Origin of the sequence: Nocardiopsis rhodophaea (assembly GCF_039530945.1) — a bacterium.
GTDB lineage: Bacteria > Actinomycetota > Actinomycetes > Streptosporangiales > Streptosporangiaceae > Nocardiopsis_C > Nocardiopsis_C rhodophaea.
Genome location: NZ_BAAAPC010000011.1, coordinates 16864 through 38860 on the forward strand (window position 1 = coordinate 16864; position 21997 = coordinate 38860).

Below are 21997 nucleotides of genomic sequence, written 5' to 3' on the forward strand. Positions count from 1 at the left end.
CGTCGCGCCGTGGCCCCCGGGCCGTTTGGTGCACCGGCGCGAGCTTTTCCGGACTTCTCGGACTAGGGCTCCCTGCGCTCCGAGTCGTCCGCGGCGGCCTTCCGCTTGCGGGCGTACAACATCGCCGCGCCGCCGCCGACGAGCGCCACAACGCCTGCCACGACGAGACCGGCCAGGGCGGTACCGGTCACCGGAAGGCCGCCGATACTCGCGGTGTCGGCCTCCTCCTCGTCGGTTTCCGGTTCTGCGGCGGAAACAGGAGCGGGCCCCTCGGAGTCCGGCTGCCCGGCGTCAGCCTCGGGCTTCGGGCTCGGCGCGCCCGCCGCGTCCTTCTCGGACTCCTGTGACTCGCCCTTGTCCTTGTCGCCGGGCTCGCCCGGGGTCTCCGCGTCCTCGTCGTTGCCGTCGTTATCCCGATCCGTCTCCGTGTCCTCGTCGGACTCCGTGTCAGCCCCCGTAGAGTCCTCGTCGGGCTCCTCCTCGCCCTCGCAGTCGACCCAGAAGACCTTCTGCTTGGCGTGACCGTTCACGCCGTCGAAGTTCCAGAAGAGCTTGTAGTGGCCGTCCGGAAGGCTCTGGGTGGCGGTGCTGCCGTGGCCGTCCTCGTCCAGGGTCAGGTCGCCTTCGAGGACGACCGGGCGCTTCTTGGCGCTCTCGCCCGGCGGCCACGCGCGGATCTTCCACCAGACCTTCTGCTCGTCGTCGAAGTGGGAGCCGACCAGGGTGAACGCGCAGACGTGCGGCTCGTTGCGCATGTCGTCGGAATCCGCGTCCGGGTCGTGGACCTTCACGGTTCCGTTGTCACCGGGAGGGCCGGTACGCCGCTCCTTCGGAGCCGGGAGGTCGGCGGGGTCATCCGTGTCGGCGAAGGCGCTCGCCCCGGAGAAACCGAGCGTCGCGCCGAAGATGAGCACCGTGCCAACAGCGGTGCGAGACGCGCGGGAGACATGGGTCTGCCAGGTGTTCATTGGGATGGCTCCCAAGATATTCGGGGGATGTGCGCAGAGGAGGCCTAACCTAGCGCGTCATCCCGAACGTCCGGCGCAACTGCCGTCACGGTGCCATAACACATCGGTGATCTGGGAAGACGTACGTATGAACCGCGTCCGCCGCATGTCCGTGAACCCACTCAGCGCCGTGAAACGCAGCGCGTCGTCGAGGGCGAGACGTCGGTCGCTATCCGGGCCGGGGGCGGCATAACGCTCCCGAGCCTGGGCGAGGAGCGCGTCTCCCGCTGCGGTGCGCGAGGTGAGGTCCCCGCCGGTGATCGTTCCCAGACCACGCAGTAGCGCCCAGGAGGAGACCAGCGTCACGCCGAACCCGAGCGTCAGGGCCGCCATATCCCGCGCCCACGCGTCGCCCGCCGCGATGTAGACGCCCCCTCCCGCGACCAGGCCGAGAAGTCCGACGGAGCCGATCCATGTCAGCAGGTTCAGCGCCCAGGCTCGCATGTGGAGCGCGCGTTCCAGCTCCGCTGAATCGGCGAAGAGCCCGATGCCGGAGAGGCGCTGCCGCACACTGCGCCGACCAGAGACGGCCACAGCGGCGTCGATGAGGCCGTTCGCGGTGCTGGAGCCGTGGGCGCCCAGGTGCCGCAGGATAGCGCGCTCCATCGGGTCGCCTTCGCCGAGTAGGGGCTGGCGCGGGCCGCTGACGGTGAGAGCGCCGTTGTCGTCCTGGAGGCGGATGCGCCCTCGCAGGTACATCCCGGTCAACGTCACTTCGGCCCTGCGCCGCGTGCCGCCCGCAAGAAACGCCAGTTCCGTCGGGGAAAGCGTGTCGGCGTCGGGGACAGAGGCGGGAGGTTCCTGGCACAGAGCGCGATGCGCGAGGAATCCGCGCATCTCGAAGATGCCGAGGACCACGACAATGACGAGCATCTCCGAGGCGAGGATCGCGATGGGGACATACCCGTAGGCATCCGTCACGGGGCCTCCTCGGCGCGGGCGGATCTCGATAAGGGGGAAGCGGACGTTATCACCGCTCCTATTCTCTCCTCACCTCGGGGAAAGGGGTGCCCGCTCGATCGCCCGCCGCACTCATGCAAACCAGGCGTAAGCCGACATACGACCACCGTTTAGCGGGGAGCCAAGGAGTAGCCCATCCCCCCTCCTATAAAGGCCGCCATGACCCTCTCCCGCCAGCGTTTCCTCACCGTCGGCGCGGGCACGCTCGCCGCGTCCCTCCTTCCCCCGTCCGTGCACACCGCCCTCGCCCGGCCCGCCCTCCCCGGTGGCCTGCAGGCCATCGACCACGTCGTCTTCCTCATGCAGGAGAACCGGTCGTTCGACCACTACTTCGGTGCGCTGAAGGGCGTGCGGGGCTTCGGTGACCGCAATGCCATCGAGCTGCCGGACGGCGGAAGCGTCTTCGAACAGCCGGCCGGCTGGGGCAGAACCGTACTGCCGTTCCCGGTCCGGGACGCCGCCGACCTGGTGAAGAAGAACCTGCAGTACATCGGGGCTCTTCCCCACTTCTGGACCGACGGGCAGCGGTCGCGCGGCGATGGTTGGCACGACGGGTGGGTCCCGGCGAAGGGCGCCGCCACGATGACCTATTACGAGCGGCAGGACATCCCGTTCCAGTACGAACTCGCGGACACCTTCACCATCTGCGACCACTACTTCTGCTCGGTTCTCTCCTCCACCAGCCCCAACCGCAACTACCACTTCACCGGATACACGGGTTACGAGCCCGGAACGCGGCGCCGGGCGGTCGGCAACGATGCCTACGCCGAGGCCACGCACCCGGGGTACGACTGGGTCACCTACGCCGAGTTGCTGGAGCAGGCCGGGGTGAGCTGGCAGGTGTACCAGGAATGGGACAACTTCACCGATAACCAGCTGGAGTTCTTCGCGACGTTCAAGGACATCGCGGCCAAGGCGCTCCGGGGTGACTACCCGGCGATGGTCTACTACTACGAGGCACTGAGCAAGGCATCGCCAGAAAAGCGGGAGCAGATGGAGGCGCGCCTGGAGGAAGGCGTCGCCCAGCTCAGCGACCACGAGCGGCGCCTGTTCGAGCGGGCGTTGCGACGCCACCCCACCGGCCGCACGGCGGCGGCGTTCCGCGCCGATATCGAGGCGGGGAAGCTGCCGCAGGTGTCCTACATCGTCCCGTCGGCCGCCGACTCCGAGCACCCCTCGGCGTCGTCACCGATCCAGAGCGCGAACATCACCTACCAGGTGCTGGACGCGATCGCGTCCAACCCTGAGGTATGGGACTCGACGGTGCTGTTCATCAACTACGACGAGAACGACGGCTTCTTCGACCACATGCCGCCGCCGGCTCCGCCGGAGGACGTAGATGATGAGTTCTACGCTGGCGATCCGATCGGGCTCGGCATGCGGGTGCCGATGATCGTGGTCTCGCCGTGGACGGTCGGCGGGTACGTCAACTCCCAGGTGTTCGACCACACCGCGTCGCTACGGTTCCTGGAGAAGCGGTTCGGCGTGAAGGCTCCGGACATCAGTGCCTGGCGGCGCACGGTCTCCGGCGACCTGACGTCGGCGTTCGACTTCACGAAGGCCGGTGCGGCGCCTCGGCCGGCCGCGCCGGGGGCGGTCCCGCCCTTCGACGGCCGGTGGAAGCCGAGACCGCCGCGCGAGCAGCGGATGCCCGCGCAGGAGCCGGGGACGCGTCCGGCCCGCCCGCTGCCCTACCAGGCCGACGCGTTCGCCCGGGTGGTGGACGGGGAGGTGGAAGTGACGCTGCGGAACCAGGGCACCGAGAGCGTCCACCTGATCCTGTTCCCGTATAGCGGCGAACTGCCGCGCCCGCGCCACTTCGACGTGTCCGGTGAGCAGACGCATCGGGTCCCGGTCAGCGGCAGCAGCTATCGGCTCGTGCTGACCGGCCCCAACGGGTTCCGCCGCGAGTTCGCCGGATCGGTCGCGGACGGAACCGCCCGGGCGGCCGAGATCACCACGGAGATCAAGCCGGGCCCGCGCAAGCTCCACCTGCGCCTCGCCAACCGCGGGGAGCGGACACTGACGTTCACTGTGCGGGCCGCGGCCTACTCGGAGCTGCCGGAGCAGACGTTCACCGTCCGCCCTTCCGCTCAGCACACCGTGATGTGGCCGACGGGGGACAGCCAGGGCTGGTACGACCTGGAGGTGACGCTGGCCGAGGACGACGGTTTCGCGCGCCGGCTCACCGGCCACATCGAGAACGGCAAGGAGAGCGTCACCGGCTGAAGCCGTGGCAGTTCGGGATCGGTGGCCGGGCACGCTCCCGCGTTTCCGGCCACCAGGGACTCGGTGACGACAGTAGCCCGTCGGCCCCGTCGTCAGTCCCGGGGCTAGAATCGGCATCGCTGACCGGAACCCCGCACGGAAGCGATGACCGAAATTACCCTCCCGATACCACGAACGATTAGCCGCCTGAACCTCCCAGCCACTAAAATCACCGCGGTAATCGCGGAATCGCGGAATCGCGGAATCGCGGAATCGCGGAATCGCGGAAACGATGAGCTAACCGCCACCGCTGAGAGCCCCCGCTAATGGGCCTGCCGTACGTACGGGCCCATGCAGGCGACGACGCGCGGCGCTGGACCACTTTCCCCCACCCCCACGTCGTCCTCGCCATAGCGCGCACCTTCACCTCCGCCACCCGGCTCCTCAGCGCCCTCGCGGCCTTCCGCGGCGACCCCCGGATCCAGGTGGTGTTCACCTTCGACGACACCTCGGCCTTCAACGCCGGAACGGAAGCCCTCCTCCGAGACCAGGACGTGTGCCTGCTCCCCTGGGATGAGGCGCGGAAGGCACCGGCCCGCCTGGTCCTCACCGCCAGTGAGAATGTCGATCTGACCGATTTCACCGCCCCCATCGTCGTCCTTCCGCACGGAATCGGCTTTCAGAAATATGTTCCGGATTCGCTCACCGATCGGCTCCGCATTTCGGGGGTCATCCGCGAAGAGTTCACCGACTGGCCCAACGTACACATGGTGGTTTCCCACCCCGCTCAGCGGGAGCAGCTCCGGTCCGAATACCCGCACCTCGCCGCGAGCGCGGCGGTGATCGGCGACCCCATCCACGACGACCTCCAGGCCAGTGTCCGCCTCCGCGACGAGTACCGTCGGCGGCTCGGAGTCGCGGATCACCACCGGCTCGTCACGGTCACCTCCACCTGGAACGACCAGGGACTCCTCGGCCAGCGCCCCACGCTCCCCTCGGAGCTCTTGGCCCAGCTCCCGCACGACCGCTACCGGGTGGCGGCGATCCTGCACCCCAACATCTGGTTCGCGCACAGCCCCTGGCAGGTCCGGCACTGGCTCGCCGACGCGCTCGACGCGGGGCTCCTCCTCATCCCGCCGGACCGGGGGTGGCAAGCGGCGCTGGTCGGCGCCGATTGCGTGATCGGCGACCACGGTTCGGTCACCCTCTACAGCGCGGCGTTGGACCGGCCCGTGCTGATGGGGACGTTCGGTGAGGAAGCGGTACCGGGCACGGCCATCGCCCAGCTGGCCGCCTCAGCCCCACGTCTGGAACACGATCACGGCCTCCTAGCCCAGGTCGAGGCGGCCGTGGACGGCCACAGCCCCGGACAGCACGCGTCCGCCGCCGAGTTGGCCTTCGCGCACGTCGGTGACTCCGGCCGCCGCCAGGCCGAGTTCTTCTATCAGCTGCTGGGACTCCCGCCGCCGCCCGGTAGCGGGCGAATCCGCGCCGTTCCCGCCGCCGAACCGAAGCGTACCGAGGTCACCGCGTTCGACGTGCACACCACGCTCACCGGCCCGCGCACTGTTGCCGTCGACCGCTTCCCCGCGGCTGTCCGCGCGCCTGAGGACCCGCCACCGGGCACGATCCGACACCTCGCGGCAGCTGTGTCCGAGCCCGACGACGCGCTGGCCCGCTCGGCTTCGGTGATCTACCGACCCGGTCCCCTGCGGACGGACCGTGCCCGGCCGTGGGCCCACTCGGCCCTCACCGAGAACCCCGGCGTACTGCTGACCGCCGTCGGCACCCTGGAGGGGTGCCTGGTGGCTATCCGCGACGGCCGGATCGTCCAGGTCTCCACACCCGCGGGGTCACCCGGCGGCCCGGACGCGCCCGACGTATGCCTCCTCGCCTCGGTCGTCTACGCCCTCCTGCGCGACCGTCGAAACCCGAGTGGGCATTTCACGCTGTGCGCGGGTACCCGCGCCTGGGCCTGCTCGCTGTACACGTTCCCTGACTGACCTTCTACCACTACCGGCGCCTCCACCTCCGTTGATCTCGGCGGTATCGACCGAATACTCGCCGCCGGTATTACGTCGATACCGCCGAGATCAACGGAAGGACGGAAAAGGCATCGCGCTGAAAAGGCCTGTGGCAGTGAAACCGCGTCTCCGCGTCGTCCCCTAACCTGTCGGGCATGCCGATCACCATCGACGAGGTCCCCTGGGACGACCCCGTAGGCGAGCGTTTGCGCCATGACCAGGTGCGGGAGACGAAGCAACTCTACGACGGCGAGGATCACGAAGAGGGGCCGAAGCCCTCGGTAGCCGACATCGACGTGTTCCTTCTGGCCACGGACACCGACACGGGCGAGGTTGTGGGCTGCGGCGGCCTCCGGCGGCTGGACCCGGCCACCTTCGAGATAAAGCGCATGTACGTGGTCCCCGAGTGGCGCGGACGGCAGATCGGGAAAGTCCTGGTACGGGCGTTGGAGGACGCAGCAAAGGAACGGGGAGCCACACGGATCCGCCTGGAGACCGGCGACAGGATGCCGGACGCGATGCGGCTGTACGAGCGGTGCGGCTACTACCGGATCGACCGTTACGGCTACTACGCCAACTGCGATCTCAGCGTCTGCTACGAGCGTGTCCTCGACGAGGACGCGTTCTCTTCGACGTCCTCCTGACCCGTCCAGCGCGACACCGTTTCCCACCCGCCCGTTGATCTCGGCGGTATCGACGTAATACCGGCGAGTATTCGGTCGATACCGCCGAGATCAACGGAGGTGGAGCACCGGCGGGTGTCCTCAGTCGCCGTTGTCTCCGAGCTCCTCCAGGCGGGCGCGCACGGTACGCGCCCGCGGGCTTCCGCACTCCTCGTAGATCGCCAAGGCATCGGCAAGGTGCCGCCGCGTTTCGTCCCTGGCACCGAGTTCGGCGTGGATGTCCGCGAGGATCTCGCAGGCCTCCGCCGCGTAGTACTTGTGCTTGCCGCCCCGCAACGCGCGGACGGCGTCGTTCAACTCGCGTGACGCGTCACGCAGCCGCCCGACCCGCTGGTGGAGGCGCCCCAGACTCACGCGGACCCGTGCCGCCATACGTTCGTCCGCCAGGGCCCGGAACCGTCCCAAGGCATCGGTGAGTTCGGCGTCGGCAACATCGAGCCGGTCAGCGGCCGCGTGTGCACGGCCGCGGAAATAGACGGCCAGAGCTGCGCCGCGCCGCCCGTTGCGCTGCTCCTCCACGCTCGCGGCGGTCCGAGCGACGTGCTCGCTCAGCTCCCGCGCCCGGTCGTAGGCGCCGATGGCGCGCTCGGGGTCGACGTAGTCGAGGTAGCGTCCGTGGAACTCGTGTACCGAGGAGCGCAGCATGAGGTCGTCGACGTGCTCGACGGCCTCCAGCGCCCGGTCCAGTTGCTCCCCGGCCTGATCGAGCTTGCCGAGGTCGGTGAGCGGCCTGGACACAGCCGCCCGCAGGCGCGCTTCGGCGCGGGGATTACCCGCCGTCCGGGCCGCGTCGGCGCCGATGGTGCCGGTACGGACCCAGTCGTTGATGTAGCGGACGTTCATGTACAGCGCGGTCGCCATTTCGGCGATCTGCCAGGCGTGGTCGGGGAACCCCGCGTGGGCTGCGGCTGATGCCAGCTCCACGATGGCCTCGCGCTCGTCATCCAGGCGGTCCAGAGCGCGCCGCTGGTCCCCGTCGAAGGGGTCCGCGGCGCCCGCCATCAACGCCGCGGTGTCGGTAATACGGGTCCGGACCCCCATGACCGCATGGTCGGCGAAGGCCATGAGCACCAGGTAGCGGTCGAGGCCGCGCCGGAGCCGGGCTTGGCGCTCCTCCGCGGGGTCCTGGTGGTGGGCGCGATCGCGGGCGTCCAGGCGGATCAGCTCGTGCCGGAAGCGGTAGCGGTCGGCAGCGAACTCCTCGATGAGGTTGGCATCGACCAACTCGCGCAGCCACGTGCGGGTGTCCTCCTCGCGTCCACCCGTGATCGAGGCGGCAAGCCCGCCGTCGATGTGGGGGCCCGGCCAGGAGCCAAGAGCCCGATACGCCGTCGACGCCGCATCGGACAGGCGCCGGTAGGTGAGTCCGAAGGTCGCCGACAGGGTCAGGTGCGCGCTCACCCCCATCCCGGCCAGCCTGCGCTTTTCGTCCTCCAACTCCTCGGCCAGGGCACGCACGTCCGGCGACAGCTGCCGCCGCAGCCGGGTTGCCACCATGACGATGGCCAGGGGCAGGCCGTGGCACGCGGCCACCAGTCGGTCGGCGGCATCCCGACAATGCCGGTCGTCGGGGTCGATCGTCCCGTCGCACATATCCAGCAGCAGTTTCCGGCCGTCCTCGGGCTCCAGCGGCCGCAGCGTCATGGAGCGCGCTCCGTCCAATTCGAGTTCCGCCAGGGACGGACCGTCGCTCGCCACCAGCACAGCGCTCCCCGCGCCGGACGGGATCAGAGCCCTGACCTGCGCCGGCTCTTCGGCCCCTTCGAGGACGACCAGCGTCGCCGTGTCGCGCGTGAGAGTTCGGAACTCGGCGACACGTTCGTCGTAGGTGTTCGGGAGGTATTTACCGTTGACTCCAAGTTTCCGGAGGAAGGCCGTGACCGCCAGGTCCGCATCACCACGCTTTCCAGCGTCGACCTGCGGAAACTCGAAATAGAACTGGCCACCGGGAAAACGGTCGCTCAACGCGGCGGCCCCCTGGCGGAGCAGCGCCGTCTTACCGATTCCGCGCGGACCCTCACACACGACGACCTGCGCCCCGTCCCTGTTTCCCAGAGCCGAACCGAGGCGCGCCAGTTCCGCGCGCCGATTCACGAAACTGGCGGGGGCGGCGGGAACCTGCCAGGGCACGTGGGACGCCTGCGGGCCGCCACCGCTCACGAAGGTGAGGTCGTGGATATCACGGGCCATGAACACCGATTCGGCCCGCCCGGAGAAATCATTGCGCGTCTCACCCGAGGCATGGGAATCCGGGCCACCGCGTGTCATGTCCCCGTCCCCGGGAATGTCCCGACGCTCCATCCGTCCTCCTGCGTAGGGGGCTGCACAGGAAAAGTCCCAACGCGACGCAACATTACGTGATAGCGGCGATGTGCACGGTGACCGCATTCGGCCACCAGAACGGCGCGGGACACCGGGCGAATCCAGTCAGTGGTTGGCTCGGGAAGGCGCAGAGGAGTCGTCGGCCGGCGCGTTTTGCGCGATCAGATCGAGCAGCCCGGGGAAGCGGGACTCGATGTCTTCCCGGCGCAGCCGCGCCTTGCGGCTGTTTCCGCGGTCCACCTGCCTGATCAGTCCTGCCTCACGCAGGATCCGGAAATGGTGGGCGCGGGTCGACTTCGATATGGGCAGGCCGAAGGAAGAGCAGTGCCGTTCGGCTCCCGCCGGCTCCCGAAGGAGCGCCGTCACCACCTGATACCTCAGGGGGTCGGCCAGAGCACTCAGCACGGTCAACAGGTCCATCTCCGCACGCGCGGGGTGGCCTTCGGTGTCGGGCATGCCCAATCTCCTCGAACGTCGACTACGCCAACAAGGTTCGACTTGCATCGTACCTCCCTCGCGTGCGAGCCTCAGGTTCGTCTTTTTTAGAACCTAGGCCCACAGGGGCCGGACCCAGGCAAGGAGAAACCCCTTGGCTCCCCACAGCAGGAAGACAGGGAAAAAGGACCAGCCCCCAGGCACACGGCTCGGCCCCGACGAAGCGAGCCGCAGCGAACGCTCGTCCCCCACCCCAAGAGCCTCGGCACCCGTCGCGCCATACACCCTGAAGCGGACCCTGACACTGGCCGCGATCCTGCTCGCCGTCTTCGTCGTGCCGAGCTCGATCTCCGGGACGGCTGTCGCGCTGCCCGCCATCGGCACCGCCACAGGCGCCGACATCGTGCCTCTGCAATGGGTGGTCAACGCCTTCAACGTCGCCTTCGCGTGCTTCACCCTCGCGTGGGGCTCCATCGCCGACATCGTCGGCCGCGTGCGGGCCTTCGCGCTGGGGGCGGGCATCTGCGCGGCGGCATCACTGGCCAGCGCGCTCGTCGGCAGCATCTACCTGCTCGACATCGCCCGCGCCCTCGCGGGCTTGGGAGGTGCTGCCATCTTCGCCTGCGGCAGCGCCATCCTCGCGACGGCCTTCGACGGCCCAGCCCGAGCGAAGGCGTTCGCGCTGTTCGGCACCGTCGCGGGTATCGGCGTCGCGCTCGGCCCGTCCCTGTCCGGCCTGATCATCGAGGGGCTGGGATGGCGCTGGGTCTTCGGCATGCACGCGCTGGCGCTGGGCCTCGTCCTGCTGGCCGTCCCGGTGATCGCGCGCAACACCGCCCACACCGGCCGCGCCGGAGCGCGTATCGACGTCATCGGCAGCGCGCTGTTCATCCTGGCCATACTGCTCCTGACCACCGGCATCGTGCAGGGCTCCCAGTGGGGCTGGGGCAGCGCGCGCGTGATCGGCCTCGTCGCCGGTACCGTCATCGTCCTGGCCGTCTTCGCCACGGTGGAACAGCGACGCGACGACCCGATGCTCGACCTGAGCCTGCTGCGCGATCGCCGGTTCGTCGGCCTGTGCCTGGTCCCGGTGGCCGCGTCCTTCGGCTTCGTGACGATCCTGACCTACCTGCCCAGCTACCTCACCGTCGTCGGCGGCTACGGCGCGGGAACCGCCGGGCTCATCATGGTGCTGCTGACCTTCCCGGTCGTCGCCTGCCCCATGCTGGCGGCCGCCCTCGTCAACCGCGGAGTCTCCGCTCTCCTCCTCATCTACATCAGCCTCGCCTGCCTGGTGATCGGCGACCTCGCCCTGCTCCTCTTCAGCCCAACCGTCGCCATCCCCGTCGTCGCGCTGCCCATGCTCGTCACCGGCGCCGGGATGGGCCTCTCCGCGGGACTGGTCGACCGCCTCGCCCTGGACATCGTCGACGAGAGCAAGACCGGCATGGCCGCCGGATTCCTCAACACCCTCCGCCTGGGCAGCGAGGCCATCGCCGTCGCGCTCTACGCCTCCCTGCTGACCACGCTCCTGACCTCGCACATCCGCGACGGCATCGGCGACTTCCCGGGAGCGGGGGACGCGGCCGCGGTCGCCAATGACGTCGCGGGAGGCCACACCGCGGGCGCGACGTCGGCGATCGACGCCGGGGACGGAGGCAGTACCGCTTTCCTCGACTTCCTCATCACCTCCTACGACGGTGCCTTCCACACCGTCATCCTCGCCCTCGGGGGAATCTGCCTCCTGCTCTTCCTCCTCATCGGAACCCTCCTACGCAGCGGCAACCACTCATCCGTGATCACAAAAAGGTAGGCGAAGTAGGAGACTCACCGCCGTTCTCTTCGAGAACGGCGGTTAAGCAGGGGCGGGAGTGTTCTCGCCCCTGACGGCATCCCCGCGATCCAGCGGCTGTCCGAGAAACCACGGTGAGGGGTTCACGGCTTCTCGACGGCGTATTCGACGACGTCGTGCGGCGGGCGCTCCTAGAGATCGTCGGCAACGAAGGAGACGCCTGGATCATCGAGAAGCGTCCCCGTAAGTTGGCTCCTGGCCAGGAGAAGAAGTGGGTCATGCTCGTCCATTGAGCACCGGCGCCATCGTTCGAAGGCGAGGGTGACCAGTTACCCGCGGTCGATCCCACGATCGCGCCTCCCACACAGGATCACCAGGAAATGGCCAGGTGCTCGGGTAGCAGCCGTGCACTGCCCTGTGCGATGTCCAGGAACTCGGTGATGACAGGGTGCGGCGCGGGTCGGGCGAAGGCGGAGAGGTCGCGCAGGTGGGGCGGATTTAGGCGCAGGAGGGTTCCGGGGAAGTCAGGGGTGAGGATGTTCGCCGGCACGATCGCCACCCCCAGGCCGGCGGCTACGAGGTAGGGCAGGGCGGCGGTCTGCATGGATCGGATGGCCGCGTTCGGGGTGAAGCCGGCCTCGGCGCACAGCTGGTCGACGAGGTCGGCGAGGCCGTGGGTGTGGCCGTAGTGGACCCAGCGCCGGTCGGCCAGCTCGGCAAGGCGCACACGGTCGCAGCCTGCCAGGGGATCCGCGGGCGGCGCGATGACGACGAACTCCTCCGCCCCCAGAGCGTGGGAGGGGCCCTCCCAGCCTTCGGGGAGTGGGCCGATGGCGACGTCTGCGGTGCCGTCCGTGATCGCGGCGGTGAAGGACTCCAGGTCAGCGTATTCGTACAGCTCCACATCCACCAGCGGGTGGGCGGCGCGCCAAGCGGTCAGGACGGAGGGCACGACACCGAGGGCCACGGAGAGGACGGAGGCGAGGTGGAGCCGACCGTGGGCCATTCCCGCGACGGCGCGGGCGGCGCCGGTGGCGCGCTCGGCGCCGGCCAAGGCACGGCGCGCGCCGGGGAGGAACGCGCGGCCGGCAGGGGTGAGCCGTGCGCCGCGTGCGGTGCGTTCTAGCAGGGGCGTGCCTACGGTCTTCTCAAGGGCTTTGAGCTGCTGGGAGAGAGTGGGCTGCGCTGTGTGGAGGGCGTGGGCGGCGTCGCTGATGGAACCGTGCTCGACCACGGCGAGGAGGTATTCGATCTGTCGCAACGAAGGGCAGGACATAGGGACATTCTATGTAGTCCCCCCAAAAATTGGATTTGATCCTATAAAAGGGCCTTCGTAACGTTGAATCCGCAGAGAGATACCGACCACCCTTCAAAGGACGATCCTTCATGGGCACCTCGCCCCGGACGCACCGCGGTTTCGACCACTTCGCCCTGCGCGCTGCCGACTTCGACGCCACCGTCCGCTTCTACGAGCAAGCACTCGGCTTTCACGTCGTCTACGAGTGGAACTCCCCCGGCGTCGTGGGCCGCTGCGCCTTCCTGGACGCCGGCAACGGCGTCTACCTAGAGCTGTTCGACGCCCCCACCGCCGTGCCCGGCGGCCCGGCCGCCCCCGACCCCGAGGCCCCCCGGTCGAGCGACGAGGAGCGCGCCGCCCACAGCGCCCTGCTGCACATCTGCCTGCGCACCGACGATGTGGACGCCGCCTACGACCATGCCCTGGAAAACGGTGCCCGGCCGATGCAGGCTCCGGCCCATCTGCCCCAGAAGGGTCTGCACGGGCACGTGGACGGCAAAATCCGCCTCGCTTTCGTCTACGGCCTGGACGGTGAAGTGATCGAGTTCATCCAGCGCCCCGACTTCGAAAGCGAGGAGGGGAAGTGACCGCCCGCATACCTGTGCTGGCGGTGGTCACATCCTCGGGGCGGCGACTCAGGTTCTTCCACGGCGCCACCTATGAACCCCTCGGTGACCTTCCCGTAGCCGCGCAGCCGCATGAGATCTGCGCCGACCCCGGAAACGGGTGGATGTACGTCTCGCACACCTACCGTTCCGGTGTCTATGCCGCCCCCGGCACCAAGGCACACGAGATCTCCGTCATCGACCCGCACCGGCGCGAGCTGGCCGATGTCATCCCCCTCGCCCCCGAGGAAGCGCCGCACGGTCTTGCTCTAGACGCGGCTCGCGGACTGCTGTACGTCACCGTCGAAGCAGGCCCCAACGGAGGCGGCGCTCTGGTGGCCATCGACACCGCCACCCGCAAGCCGGTGCGGCGGATCGACGTCAGTGCCCGGGGCCCGCACTGGACGGCCATCACCCCCGACGGGTCGAAGGCCTACACGGCCAGCAAGGAAGCCCCCTACGTCTCCGTTGTCGACTTGGAGCGCTGCCTGCTGGTGAGGCGGATTCCGGTGCCGTACGGCACTGAGGAGATCACCGCCTCTCCGGACGGGAAGTGGGTGTACGTCGCTGCCGCGATGATCGACTTCGCAGGCGGGGACGACGACCAGTCCCCGGCCACCCTCGCCGTCGTCGACACCACCTGCGACGAGATTGTGCACCAGGTTCCCCTTCCGCATCCCGCATCCCCTGTGCACGTCACCACCGACGGCCTCGTCCTCGCCGGCCTGGTGCGCTTCGCCGAGCCGGGCGTGCCGGGGCCGGGGCTGCTGAATGCCTACCGGCACACCGCCACTGGACGGCTGGAACTCCGGCTGACCGCGCAGGTCGGGCGGGTCCCGCTCACCATCCGCTCCACACCGGCCGGGGACCGTGGGTTCGTCGCCAACCTGCGCTCCGGGACGCTCGACGTCATCGACCTGACAGCCGGCACTCGGCTGCACACCATCGACGTCGACCCAGGCGACCCCGCGACGGTACAGGGGGCACACGGCATCGCTTACCTGACGTGACAGCCCGCTGCCGATGCCGCGGCCTACACCACCCGACCACCAACGCCGAGAGGAACCTTCCGGTGATTCTGATCAACGTCAAGTACCGCATCCGCCCTGAACTCGCCGACCAATGGCTCAACCGTGTCGACGCCTTCAGCAGGGCGACCCGCGCTGAGGAGGGCAACGTGTTCTTCGAGTGGTACCGCTCCCCGGAGGACCCCACCATCTTCGTGTTGCTGGAAGCCTTCACCGGCTCCGACGCCGGCGAAGCCCACGTGACGTCCGCGCACTTCGCCGAGGCGATGAAGTTCATGCCCCATTACATCGCGGAGAAGCCGCAGATCATCTACACCGACCAGGCCCCCGACGGCGGCTGGGCGCCGATGGCCGAACTCACCCCGCTCGGCCACGAGGCCGGGGCGTGACGTGCCCCGACCACCCGGAGAACCGACCTTCCACGCACGACCAGCGCGGCTCTCGCGCCACCTGAAACGAAAGATGGCCTTGACCGACGACCATTCGATCGCCGCTACCACGCGGCCGCGATGCTGCGTGTCCAGTCCGCCGATCCGGTCGGCGATACCGCCCATTCGACGCACTGCCTCTTCTAGTTCCCACCCGGGGAGTCGGGCGCGAGATAGGCCAAGTTGTCCCGCGGGGCCCCGCGAAACACGTAAGCATCCTGCGGAATAAAGGTGACCCACCGCGCCTGTTGCGCTCGCGACGGTTCCGGCAGCGTGCGCCCCCAGCAGCACCTCTTCCCGCATCGGGGGCGACCAGCCCAGCCAGGAGCAGGGCGAGGGTGGACTCGCCGATGTCGCTGGGCCCAACTACCGCGAGGTATTCTCCTTCCGCGATGTCGAGGTTGAGGTCACGTGTCACCGGAGCGCTGTCCCTCCCACAGGAGAACGCGACGCCGCGCAGCCGAACCTCGGAGGCCCCGGGTGGTTCCACGCGGAATCCCTCCTCGACTCCGCGGTTCTCAGGCATGTTGCCGCTGGACTGGGAAAGCCCACGTAGTGTCGGCCATTGCCGACCCCCCGGTTCGGTCCGGAGTCCCGGGCGCGCCAAGCTGCGGACCTGCCGCAGCGCACCGATCCGTCTCGGCCTTAGCCCCTTGGCTGGCTCTCATCGTGCACGGCACAGTCGCCGAGGTCGTATGTGCTGTTCCGGATAGGTCCGAGTATCCGCTGCGTGTGCGCGTATCCGGCATCGAGCTGGCGAGCAAGCACCAGGATCACGACCGTCCGCGCCCCTGCACGCTTCAGGCGGTATGCCGCCGACTGCGCCCGGGAGCCGGTGACCCAGGTGTCGTCGATCAGCACAACGTCGGCGTCCGGACGCCTCCCCTGAGGGATCCGAGCCAGTCGGAACCAGTCCTTGTGGAACTCGCGCGACTCGGAATCGACGTCCGTGTTCACTGCCAGGTCGATCAGGCAGAGCGTGCTGACCGCCGGTGCGAGCAGCTCCTGAAGGGGGTGTGTACTCTCCGGTGTCTTCGTGCTTGGCACGAAGCAGGCGTGCGTGAAGGAGGACAGGCCCGCTGCCTCCTTGACGCACGCGATGTGGTGGTCGCGGAAGTACCAGAAGAGGGCGGCGAGACGGCGCCGATGGGCTTCCGTCCCCGACACGTCGGTCTTCTTGTACCACCGGAGGTCGTGAGCGTGCTGGCCATCAATTCGGTAGGTGATGGGCACTACGAGGTCGGCGAGGCTGCCTCTGGCAGCGGATTCCATACGCTTGCATTTCAAGCATCGCGTGTATTTGGGATCGATCGCGCCATAGCAGACCTCGCAAAGGCCTGGTCCTTTGCGAGGTACAGCGTGCAGGTAGTTGGTCTGGAGTACGACATTCGCACGGACACGACGCAGCTCACCCGAGGTCACCAGACAGGACCCTCCGGCTCCATCCAGTCGGCGAACTGTCCTGGCGGTGACTCGTTCGCGGCGAACACCTCATGGACGACCTCCATTAACTCGTCCATGCTGGCGACGACGTGCACACCCGGTCGGCTCTGGAAGTCCCGTGCCCATTCATTGGCCAGCAGCTCTTTGGTGAAGATGACCTGCCTGCCGTGCTTCAGCGCGTAGCGCGCCTGGATCCTGGCACCGCTGTGCTCACCTGCTTCGACGACGATGGTCGCCGCTGCGTATCCGCTCATGACGGCGTTACGCATGGGAAAGCTCCGCCGTGTCGGTGCAGATCCCGGCAGGAACTGGCTCAGCAGCATGCCGCGCTCGGCGATCTCGTCCTGCAGAGCACGGTTGTCTTTCGGGTAGTAGCGGTCGATACCGGTTCCGACGACAGCGACGGTGCGGCCCCCGGCTCGCAGCGCAGTGGCGTGAGCGGCCGCGTCGATTCCGACGGCGAGGCCACTGACGACGGTCACCTTCTCCGAAGCGAGGCGTTCGGCGATGTTCCCAGCGATCTCCTGCCCACGGGGTGACGCCGACCGGGAGCCGACGACCGCGATGGCTCTGCGGTCGTCGGCGTGCTCACCCCGGGTGAAGACGACGGGCGGCATTTCGTGAATCTCACGGAGTTGGGGAGGGTAGCCGTCCTCCCAGAAGACGAGGACGTCCATACCCTGCGCGGACCAGTCATCGAGCAGGCGACGAGACTCGTCAAGCAGCTGCGAGACGCGGTCGGACACGGGGGAAAAAAGAGTCTCCTCGTGCGCGAGCCTGTCCTCCAGAACGGTCAGAGCGCCTCCGGAGTCGGCAACGGAGTCGGCGATCTTCGCCCAGCCCGATCCCATGCGCAGCAGAGCGATGAGCGCGGCTCGTTCGTCGTCTTGCTGCATGGACTCCAGCCTAGAGGGTCCATTACGGCCCCTGACCTGTGCCGCTTCCCTGCGCAATGCGCGTGTCCGTGGCGACCTTGCCGACATCGCCGCCTCCTTTCCTCCGCCTCGCGTCCGATACGCCGAGTCTCGCGATAGAACACATGTTCTAGCAACGTGCTGACAACATCGTGATTCCTGGGCCGCTGGCGGCGGTGGCGTGCGTCTCGCTCAAACGGCGGGCCAAGCGCTGTTGGTGAGGTCGTAGTCGAGGCGGAACCAGACACGGCGGAAGCTGGCCTGCCCGCTGTCGCCCCAGGCCGTGGAGAGGTTGTCGACGAGGGCGAGCCCGCGACCGGACTCGACGGTCAGTCGATCGGCCGGGTCGAGTGCGGTGAGGTAGTGCCGCTCCTTGTAGCCGTAGTTCCGATCCGCACGTCCCCAGTCGATGCAAGTGAGCGTGAGGCCACCCGCCGAGCGCTCCACTTTGAGGGTGTAGGTGCGACCGTGGGTGCCGGAGCGCGTGTGCTTGATGGCGTTGCTGGCGAGCTCGGTTCCCAGCAGATCGAAAATGTAGCGGTACTCGGGGCTTCCCGCTGCGGCGCAGGTGCGCAGGTAGGCGTGAACCAGCGGCATGAGGACCGTCTCACCCCGGAACTCGAAGGCGCGGCGCGTGAAGTAGGGGCGGTCGGTGCTGCAGTTGAAGTAGTGCTCATAGCCGTGCGGGATGAGCAGGTTGAGCGGGATCGTCACCTCGGGCATCGGGGGTACGGGGGTCAGAACGGACATGTGTGCTCCTAGGGACACAGGTCGCGGACGAGGGGGTAGTGCGATCGCATCCGCTGTTCGGTCCGTTCTGAGGACGTGGGAGGCGGTCGCGCCGTAGCGTTCAGCTCGTCAACGTGAGCTTTAGCTGTCTGACTACCCCTAGGATAAACTCAGAATCCCATTTCTCAAGCGGATTCATGAGATTCCCATTAGATCTTGCTCGGAGTGCGCCGTGGACGCTTACAGCCCCAACATCCGACGCCGCCGACTCGGCCAGGCCCTCCGCAGGCTGCGAGAAGACGCCAAGATGACCTTGGAGGCCGCCGCCCAGGCCTCCGGAGTCCCCCGCGCCACACTCGGCCGAATCGAGACCGCCGACGCCCGCCGCCTGCGCCACACCGACCTGGACGCGCTCGCCGATCTCTACGGCGTGGACCGCCCGACGCGGGACGCCATGCACGAACTCGCGCGGCAGTCCAAAGAGCGTGGATGGTGGTCCAAATACAAGGACGTCTTCGGCGACCACGCTCTCCCCGACTGGGAGGCCGAGGCCTGCATGATCCGCACCTTCGAAGGGCTCACTATCCCCGGTCTGTTTCAGACCCCGGACTACGCTACCGCCGTATTCCGAGCCGGCCGCGCCATCCTCGAAGAAGACGTCGCCCGTCGCGTCGAGGCCCGGATGGCCCGGAGGGAAATCTTCAACCGGATCAAGCCACCCCACGTCCTCGCAGTCATCGACGAAGGCGCCCTACGCCGCGTCATCGGCGGTCTCGACGTGATGCGCGAGCAACTGACGCATCTCAACCATCTCGCGCTGCGCCACCACATCGACATCCAAGTCCTGCCCTACGAAGCAGGGGCTCACCTCGCCCTCGCAGGCCCCTTCAGCATCCTTGAGTTCCCCGAGGCCAAGGACCAGCCAATCGTGTACGTCGGGACAGCTACCAACGATCTGTTCCTCGAACAACCCGAGGAACTGGAACGGTATAGCGTGGCATTTAGCAACGTACAGGGCGTAGCGCTCTCAACTGCGCAATCCGCCCAGTTCATCGGAAACGTCCTGAAGTCTCTAGAGAGCAAGCCATGAACGCCAACACGGAGTTCCGGAAGAGCAGCTACAGCGCCCAGAACCAGAACTGTGTCGAAGTAGCCAATCTCCGCCGGATCGCCGCCATACGCGACTCCAAGCACGCAGAGAAGGGCTACCTGACCTTCCCGAGTGGGGAATGGGCCATCTTCCTCACCGCCAGTCGGCGCGGAGAACTCTAGACCGCCATTCCCCACCTGACGACCTACTCCCCTACTCCTCCTCGGGCGCGGCCTTGCCCGGGTCCGTCTCCTCCTCCACGTCCTCCGGCGCTCGGATCGTCTCGGAGCGCGGGCCCGGGTCCTCGCCGTTCTCGGCCAGGCGCGCGATCCGCCACGCGCCGTCGTTCTCGTGGATCTTGCAGACCGTCATGAACGCGCCAAGCGTGTTGAGTAGGTCCTGCCGCACAGAGCTGCGCGGGATGTCGTCTCGGATCCAGTTGACGTGCCGCAGATGCCGGTGACGCACATTGCTGTCTTCGCGGAAGAAGTAGTCGCTGGTGATCTCACCGATGGCGATCTGCTGACGTTTCACCACGGGGAGCACCACGAGGTCGCCGACCTCGATCCGCCCGCGAAAGGCCCAAAGCTGGCGGGAGAAGTTCTCGATCCGGCCTTCCTTGGCGTCAGCAGGCAAGCTCGACCGGACCTGCCGTGCGACCTTGTCGCGGTCGTCCGCTGCGCTGAGGTCAGCGATCTCGTGGAAGCCGACGACCGCGACTCCGTTCTTCAGCGCCCAGTCGGCGTCGATTCCACCTCGGCCCGCGCGCACCAGCCAGGCATGGCTCCCCTGCCTTCCGACCCTTCCCGCACGTTGCGCAGTGACGGCCGATGCAGCAACCGATGCCTCAACCTTGCCCGTGGCAGCGGCCGTTGCCCGGACCGGCATCCCGGCCAGCGGCAGGAAGCGCTGCTCCAACGCGGTGGCGAGCGCCTTCACCCAGGCAACGGCCTCGTCCGCCTCATCGGCGGACATGGGCGATCGGCGACCATCCGGTCCGAGGTCGGCCTGGTGTGCGATCCGGTTCCGCCGGTCGACGATGGCGTCCTGCCGCGCCTGGACTTGGGCGGCCGGCACACCCAGGGTGGTACCGACGCGACGCCAGATCTCATCGCCGTTGAGCGTGGTTACGAGCCGAATCGCCTCCTTGATTCCCCCACTGCGCTGATAGGTGTCGCGCCGGATCTGCTCATTGATGAACTCACGGAATACCTCGCCCCTCGCCTCACCGGACAGCCGCTCCGCCATATCGAACGGCATTTGGAGCTTGTTGAGCTTCAGGGGCCGCGGCCGCGTCGGATCTGTCACGATCGCCACCGCATGCTCCACCACTTCGAGGTGGAGCCAGTGGTCCAGAGCGGACACCGCCTGTGTCCAGGCCGCACGGTACAGGTCTTCCGGGTGGGCAGCCGTAAGGTCGCCGAAGTTCCCCGCCGCCGAACGCAGGCCTTCCAGCGCTCTGCCCCCGACGATCAGCGCCTGCGCGTAGTCAATGTTCTTCTCGAACTGCTCCTGGTGGGACTGACCCAGGTACGTCTGTTCGAGATGGTTGTGCGCCACGGCTGTTCCTTCACCACACACATCGAATCGGACGGCGGAAGGCAAGACGCACGACGATACACCTCTCCGCCACCGCGTGTGCCAGCCTTCGGGAGTTCTCCATTCCACCGGATGCCGAATGCGCCCGGCCTGGATGATTTTCCTATCACAGAACGCAACATCGGTATTAAGCTGGCCTGACTCCCTACAGTCCGACTTTGTCCCGGTTCCTTCCCCCGACGTGCATCTCAGCACTGCGAATGGCAGGTGAGAGTGGACCCCCTGAGTGCATCCGACCCTCGAACCCTCGGCGACATCACGCTGCGCGGCAGGCTCGGCGCGGGTGGGATGGGCCAGGTATATGCGGGAGAAACCCCAGATGGGGATCGGGTGGCCGTCAAGACCCTGCACTCCGCCACGGCCGACCGCGATGACCTGCGCGAACGATTCGACCGCGAGGTCGCGGCGATGCGCATGGTCCAGGGACCGGGAACGGCGGCGCTGCTGGCGGCATCCCCGCCCGACGCCGATCCGCAGTGGCTGGCCATGGAGTACGTACCCGGGCTGACCCTGCGTGATTATGTCCACCGCAATGGGCCGATGAGCAGCAACGAGGGGAAGGCTCTCGGGCTCGTCCTTGCCCGGGCACTCGCCGACATCCATGGTGCTGCCCTGCTGCACCGCGACCTCAAGCCGAGCAACGTGATCCTCGGCCCGGATGGACCGTGCGTGATCGACTTCGGCCTCGTCGCCATTGGCGGTGCTGTGGGAGAGCTGACAGCGACCAACGCGATGCTCGGGACTCCGCTGTGTATGGCCCCTGAACAGGCGCAGAACGCGAAAGCCGTGGGGACGGCCGCCGACATGTACGCCCTCGGCGCCACACTTACCTTCGCCGTGACCGGTCACTACCCCATAGAGCGACCAACACCCGAAGCGCTCTTCGCGGCCCTGGTGACGGGTACGGAACCTGACCTCACGCGCCTTCCAGAGGAACTGCGGCCGATCGTGGCCGCGCTGCTTTCCCGCGATCCTGACGACCGGCCGCAGCTGGCCGACGTCCGCGCCCAGCTGACGGAAATGTTGGCCGAAATCGGCCAGTCGCCCGGGGCGGCCCGGATACGGCTGGCGCACACCACCTATGTGGCCGGACCAGACGATGGCGACAGCCCTGTGGCAGTAGACCCCGCCGCCCCGATCCCCGTCCCGCGCCCTCGCCACCACTTGGCTCGCTCCAGCGCTTCAGCCCCCACTCCCCTGGTGCAGGCCCTCGCGTCGCGGCTCCGAAACGAATACGACCGATCAGCGACCCTGGCCGCCCGCTAGCTAGCTGCGACCAAGCGGAGCAACCCCAGACGACCGGGAGGAGCGCATATGAGTGGCCCGCCACAAACGCACCAGGGGCATACGAAGGGACCATCGTGCCAGCGCAGCAGGGCGATGGGGCGCGCTCACCGCCCGCGGCCGGACCAGGCCCGGAGCGGAACGGCTGC

Annotated in this window: 21 protein-coding genes; 11 read left to right on the forward strand and 10 right to left on the reverse strand. The window is 67.9% G+C overall.

Annotated elements, in window-relative coordinates; translation table 11 throughout:
* Positions 1-62: 62 nt before the first annotated feature.
* On the reverse strand, positions 63-968 hold the full coding sequence (locus tag ABD259_RS13625; protein ID WP_344101047.1) for an LPXTG cell wall anchor domain-containing protein: 906 nt from the start codon (positions 966-968) through the stop codon (positions 63-65).
* Positions 969-1025: 57 nt separating this feature from the next.
* Positions 1026-1928: a TIGR04222 domain-containing membrane protein gene (locus tag ABD259_RS13630; protein WP_344101049.1), complete on the reverse strand. Its 903-nt coding sequence runs from the start codon at positions 1926-1928 to the stop codon at positions 1026-1028.
* 198 nt (positions 1929-2126) lie between these two features.
* Here ABD259_RS13630 and ABD259_RS13635 point away from each other — a divergent pair, with 198 nt between their 5' ends.
* From ABD259_RS13635 to ABD259_RS13645, 3 genes are all read left to right on the forward strand, one after another.
* Positions 2127-4196, forward strand: coding sequence for a phosphocholine-specific phospholipase C (locus ABD259_RS13635; RefSeq protein ID WP_344162685.1), 2070 nt, complete (start codon positions 2127-2129; stop codon positions 4194-4196).
* A 305-nt stretch (positions 4197-4501) separates the two neighbouring features.
* Positions 4502-6178 carry a CDP-glycerol glycerophosphotransferase family protein gene (locus ABD259_RS13640; protein WP_344162688.1) on the forward strand — a complete coding sequence of 559 codons (1677 nt, stop codon included), beginning with the start codon at positions 4502-4504 and terminating at the stop codon, positions 6176-6178.
* 176 nt (positions 6179-6354) lie between these two features.
* Positions 6355-6843: a GNAT family N-acetyltransferase gene (locus tag ABD259_RS13645; RefSeq protein WP_344101055.1), complete on the forward strand. Its 489-nt coding sequence runs from the start codon at positions 6355-6357 to the stop codon at positions 6841-6843.
* Between the two features lie 120 nt (positions 6844-6963).
* Here the strand turns inward: ABD259_RS13645 and ABD259_RS13650 are convergent, their stop codons facing one another.
* Both ABD259_RS13650 and ABD259_RS13655 read right to left on the reverse strand, forming a co-directional pair.
* On the reverse strand, positions 6964-9150 hold the full coding sequence (locus tag ABD259_RS13650) for an NB-ARC domain-containing protein (RefSeq protein ID WP_344162690.1): 2187 nt from the start codon (positions 9148-9150) through the stop codon (positions 6964-6966).
* 159 nt (positions 9151-9309) lie between these two features.
* Positions 9310-9660 carry an ArsR/SmtB family transcription factor gene (locus tag ABD259_RS13655; protein ID WP_344101059.1) on the reverse strand — a complete coding sequence of 117 codons (351 nt, stop codon included), beginning with the start codon at positions 9658-9660 and terminating at the stop codon, positions 9310-9312.
* Positions 9661-9793: 133 nt separating this feature from the next.
* Between ABD259_RS13655 and ABD259_RS13660 the strand changes: the two genes are divergently transcribed.
* Entirely contained in the window at positions 9794-11452 is a 1659-nt protein-coding gene (locus ABD259_RS13660; RefSeq protein ID WP_344162692.1) for an MFS transporter, read from the forward strand.
* A 113-nt stretch (positions 11453-11565) separates the two neighbouring features.
* Entirely contained in the window at positions 11566-11724 is a 159-nt protein-coding gene (locus tag ABD259_RS13665; protein ID WP_344101063.1) for a hypothetical protein, read from the forward strand.
* Between the two features lie 77 nt (positions 11725-11801).
* On the opposite strand, the gene ABD259_RS13670 is transcribed toward ABD259_RS13665, so the two are convergent.
* Positions 11802-12692, reverse strand: a complete 891-nt coding sequence (locus ABD259_RS13670) for a LysR family transcriptional regulator (RefSeq protein ID WP_344101065.1) — start codon at positions 12690-12692, stop codon at positions 11802-11804.
* A 125-nt stretch (positions 12693-12817) separates the two neighbouring features.
* On the opposite strand from ABD259_RS13670, the gene ABD259_RS13675 reads away from it, so the two are divergent.
* The 3 genes from ABD259_RS13675 (at position 12818) to ABD259_RS13685 (ending at position 14750) form a co-directional block, all read left to right on the forward strand.
* Positions 12818-13315 carry a VOC family protein gene (locus ABD259_RS13675; RefSeq protein ID WP_344101067.1) on the forward strand — a complete coding sequence of 166 codons (498 nt, stop codon included), beginning with the start codon at positions 12818-12820 and terminating at the stop codon, positions 13313-13315.
* Positions 13312-14343: a YncE family protein gene (locus ABD259_RS13680; protein ID WP_344101069.1), complete on the forward strand. Its 1032-nt coding sequence runs from the start codon at positions 13312-13314 to the stop codon at positions 14341-14343. Before ABD259_RS13675 ends, ABD259_RS13680 begins: the two co-directional genes overlap by 4 nt.
* A 62-nt stretch (positions 14344-14405) precedes the next feature.
* Positions 14406-14750: a putative quinol monooxygenase gene (locus ABD259_RS13685; RefSeq protein ID WP_344101071.1), complete on the forward strand. Its 345-nt coding sequence runs from the start codon at positions 14406-14408 to the stop codon at positions 14748-14750.
* Here ABD259_RS13685 and ABD259_RS25880 read toward each other — a convergent pair.
* The 4 genes from ABD259_RS25880 to ABD259_RS13700 form a co-directional block, all read right to left on the reverse strand.
* Positions 14719-15315, reverse strand: coding sequence for an ATP-binding cassette domain-containing protein (locus ABD259_RS25880; protein WP_412759354.1), 597 nt, complete (start codon positions 15313-15315; stop codon positions 14719-14721). The two genes, ABD259_RS13685 and ABD259_RS25880, sit on opposite strands and share 32 nt — an antisense overlap.
* Positions 15316-15434: 119 nt before the next feature.
* Positions 15435-16061 carry a hypothetical protein gene (locus ABD259_RS13690; RefSeq protein WP_344101073.1) on the reverse strand — a complete coding sequence of 209 codons (627 nt, stop codon included), beginning with the start codon at positions 16059-16061 and terminating at the stop codon, positions 15435-15437.
* Positions 16062-16207: 146 nt separating this feature from the next.
* Complete coding sequence (locus tag ABD259_RS13695; RefSeq protein ID WP_344162695.1) at positions 16208-17128, reverse strand: DNA-processing protein DprA; 921 nt, start codon at positions 17126-17128, stop codon at positions 16208-16210.
* A 210-nt stretch (positions 17129-17338) separates the two neighbouring features.
* On the reverse strand, positions 17339-17896 hold the full coding sequence (locus ABD259_RS13700) for an ATP-binding protein (protein WP_344162698.1): 558 nt from the start codon (positions 17894-17896) through the stop codon (positions 17339-17341).
* A gap of 211 nt (positions 17897-18107) precedes the next feature.
* On the opposite strand from ABD259_RS13700, the gene ABD259_RS13705 reads away from it, so the two are divergent.
* Complete coding sequence (locus ABD259_RS13705) at positions 18108-18965, forward strand: helix-turn-helix domain-containing protein (protein WP_344162702.1); 858 nt, start codon at positions 18108-18110, stop codon at positions 18963-18965.
* The gene (locus ABD259_RS13710; protein ID WP_344162705.1) at positions 18962-19147 is read left to right on the forward strand and encodes a DUF397 domain-containing protein; all 186 of its coding nucleotides are present in this window, start codon (positions 18962-18964) and stop codon (positions 19145-19147) included. Before ABD259_RS13705 ends, ABD259_RS13710 begins: the two co-directional genes overlap by 4 nt.
* A gap of 31 nt (positions 19148-19178) precedes the next feature.
* Here the strand turns inward: ABD259_RS13710 and ABD259_RS13715 are convergent, their stop codons facing one another.
* On the reverse strand, positions 19179-20525 hold the full coding sequence (locus ABD259_RS13715; RefSeq protein ID WP_344162708.1) for a hypothetical protein: 1347 nt from the start codon (positions 20523-20525) through the stop codon (positions 19179-19181).
* A gap of 252 nt (positions 20526-20777) precedes the next feature.
* Here ABD259_RS13715 and ABD259_RS13720 point away from each other — a divergent pair, with 252 nt between their 5' ends.
* Positions 20778-21830, forward strand: coding sequence for a serine/threonine-protein kinase (locus ABD259_RS13720; RefSeq protein WP_344162711.1), 1053 nt, complete (start codon positions 20778-20780; stop codon positions 21828-21830).
* Positions 21831-21997 lie beyond the last annotated feature (167 nt).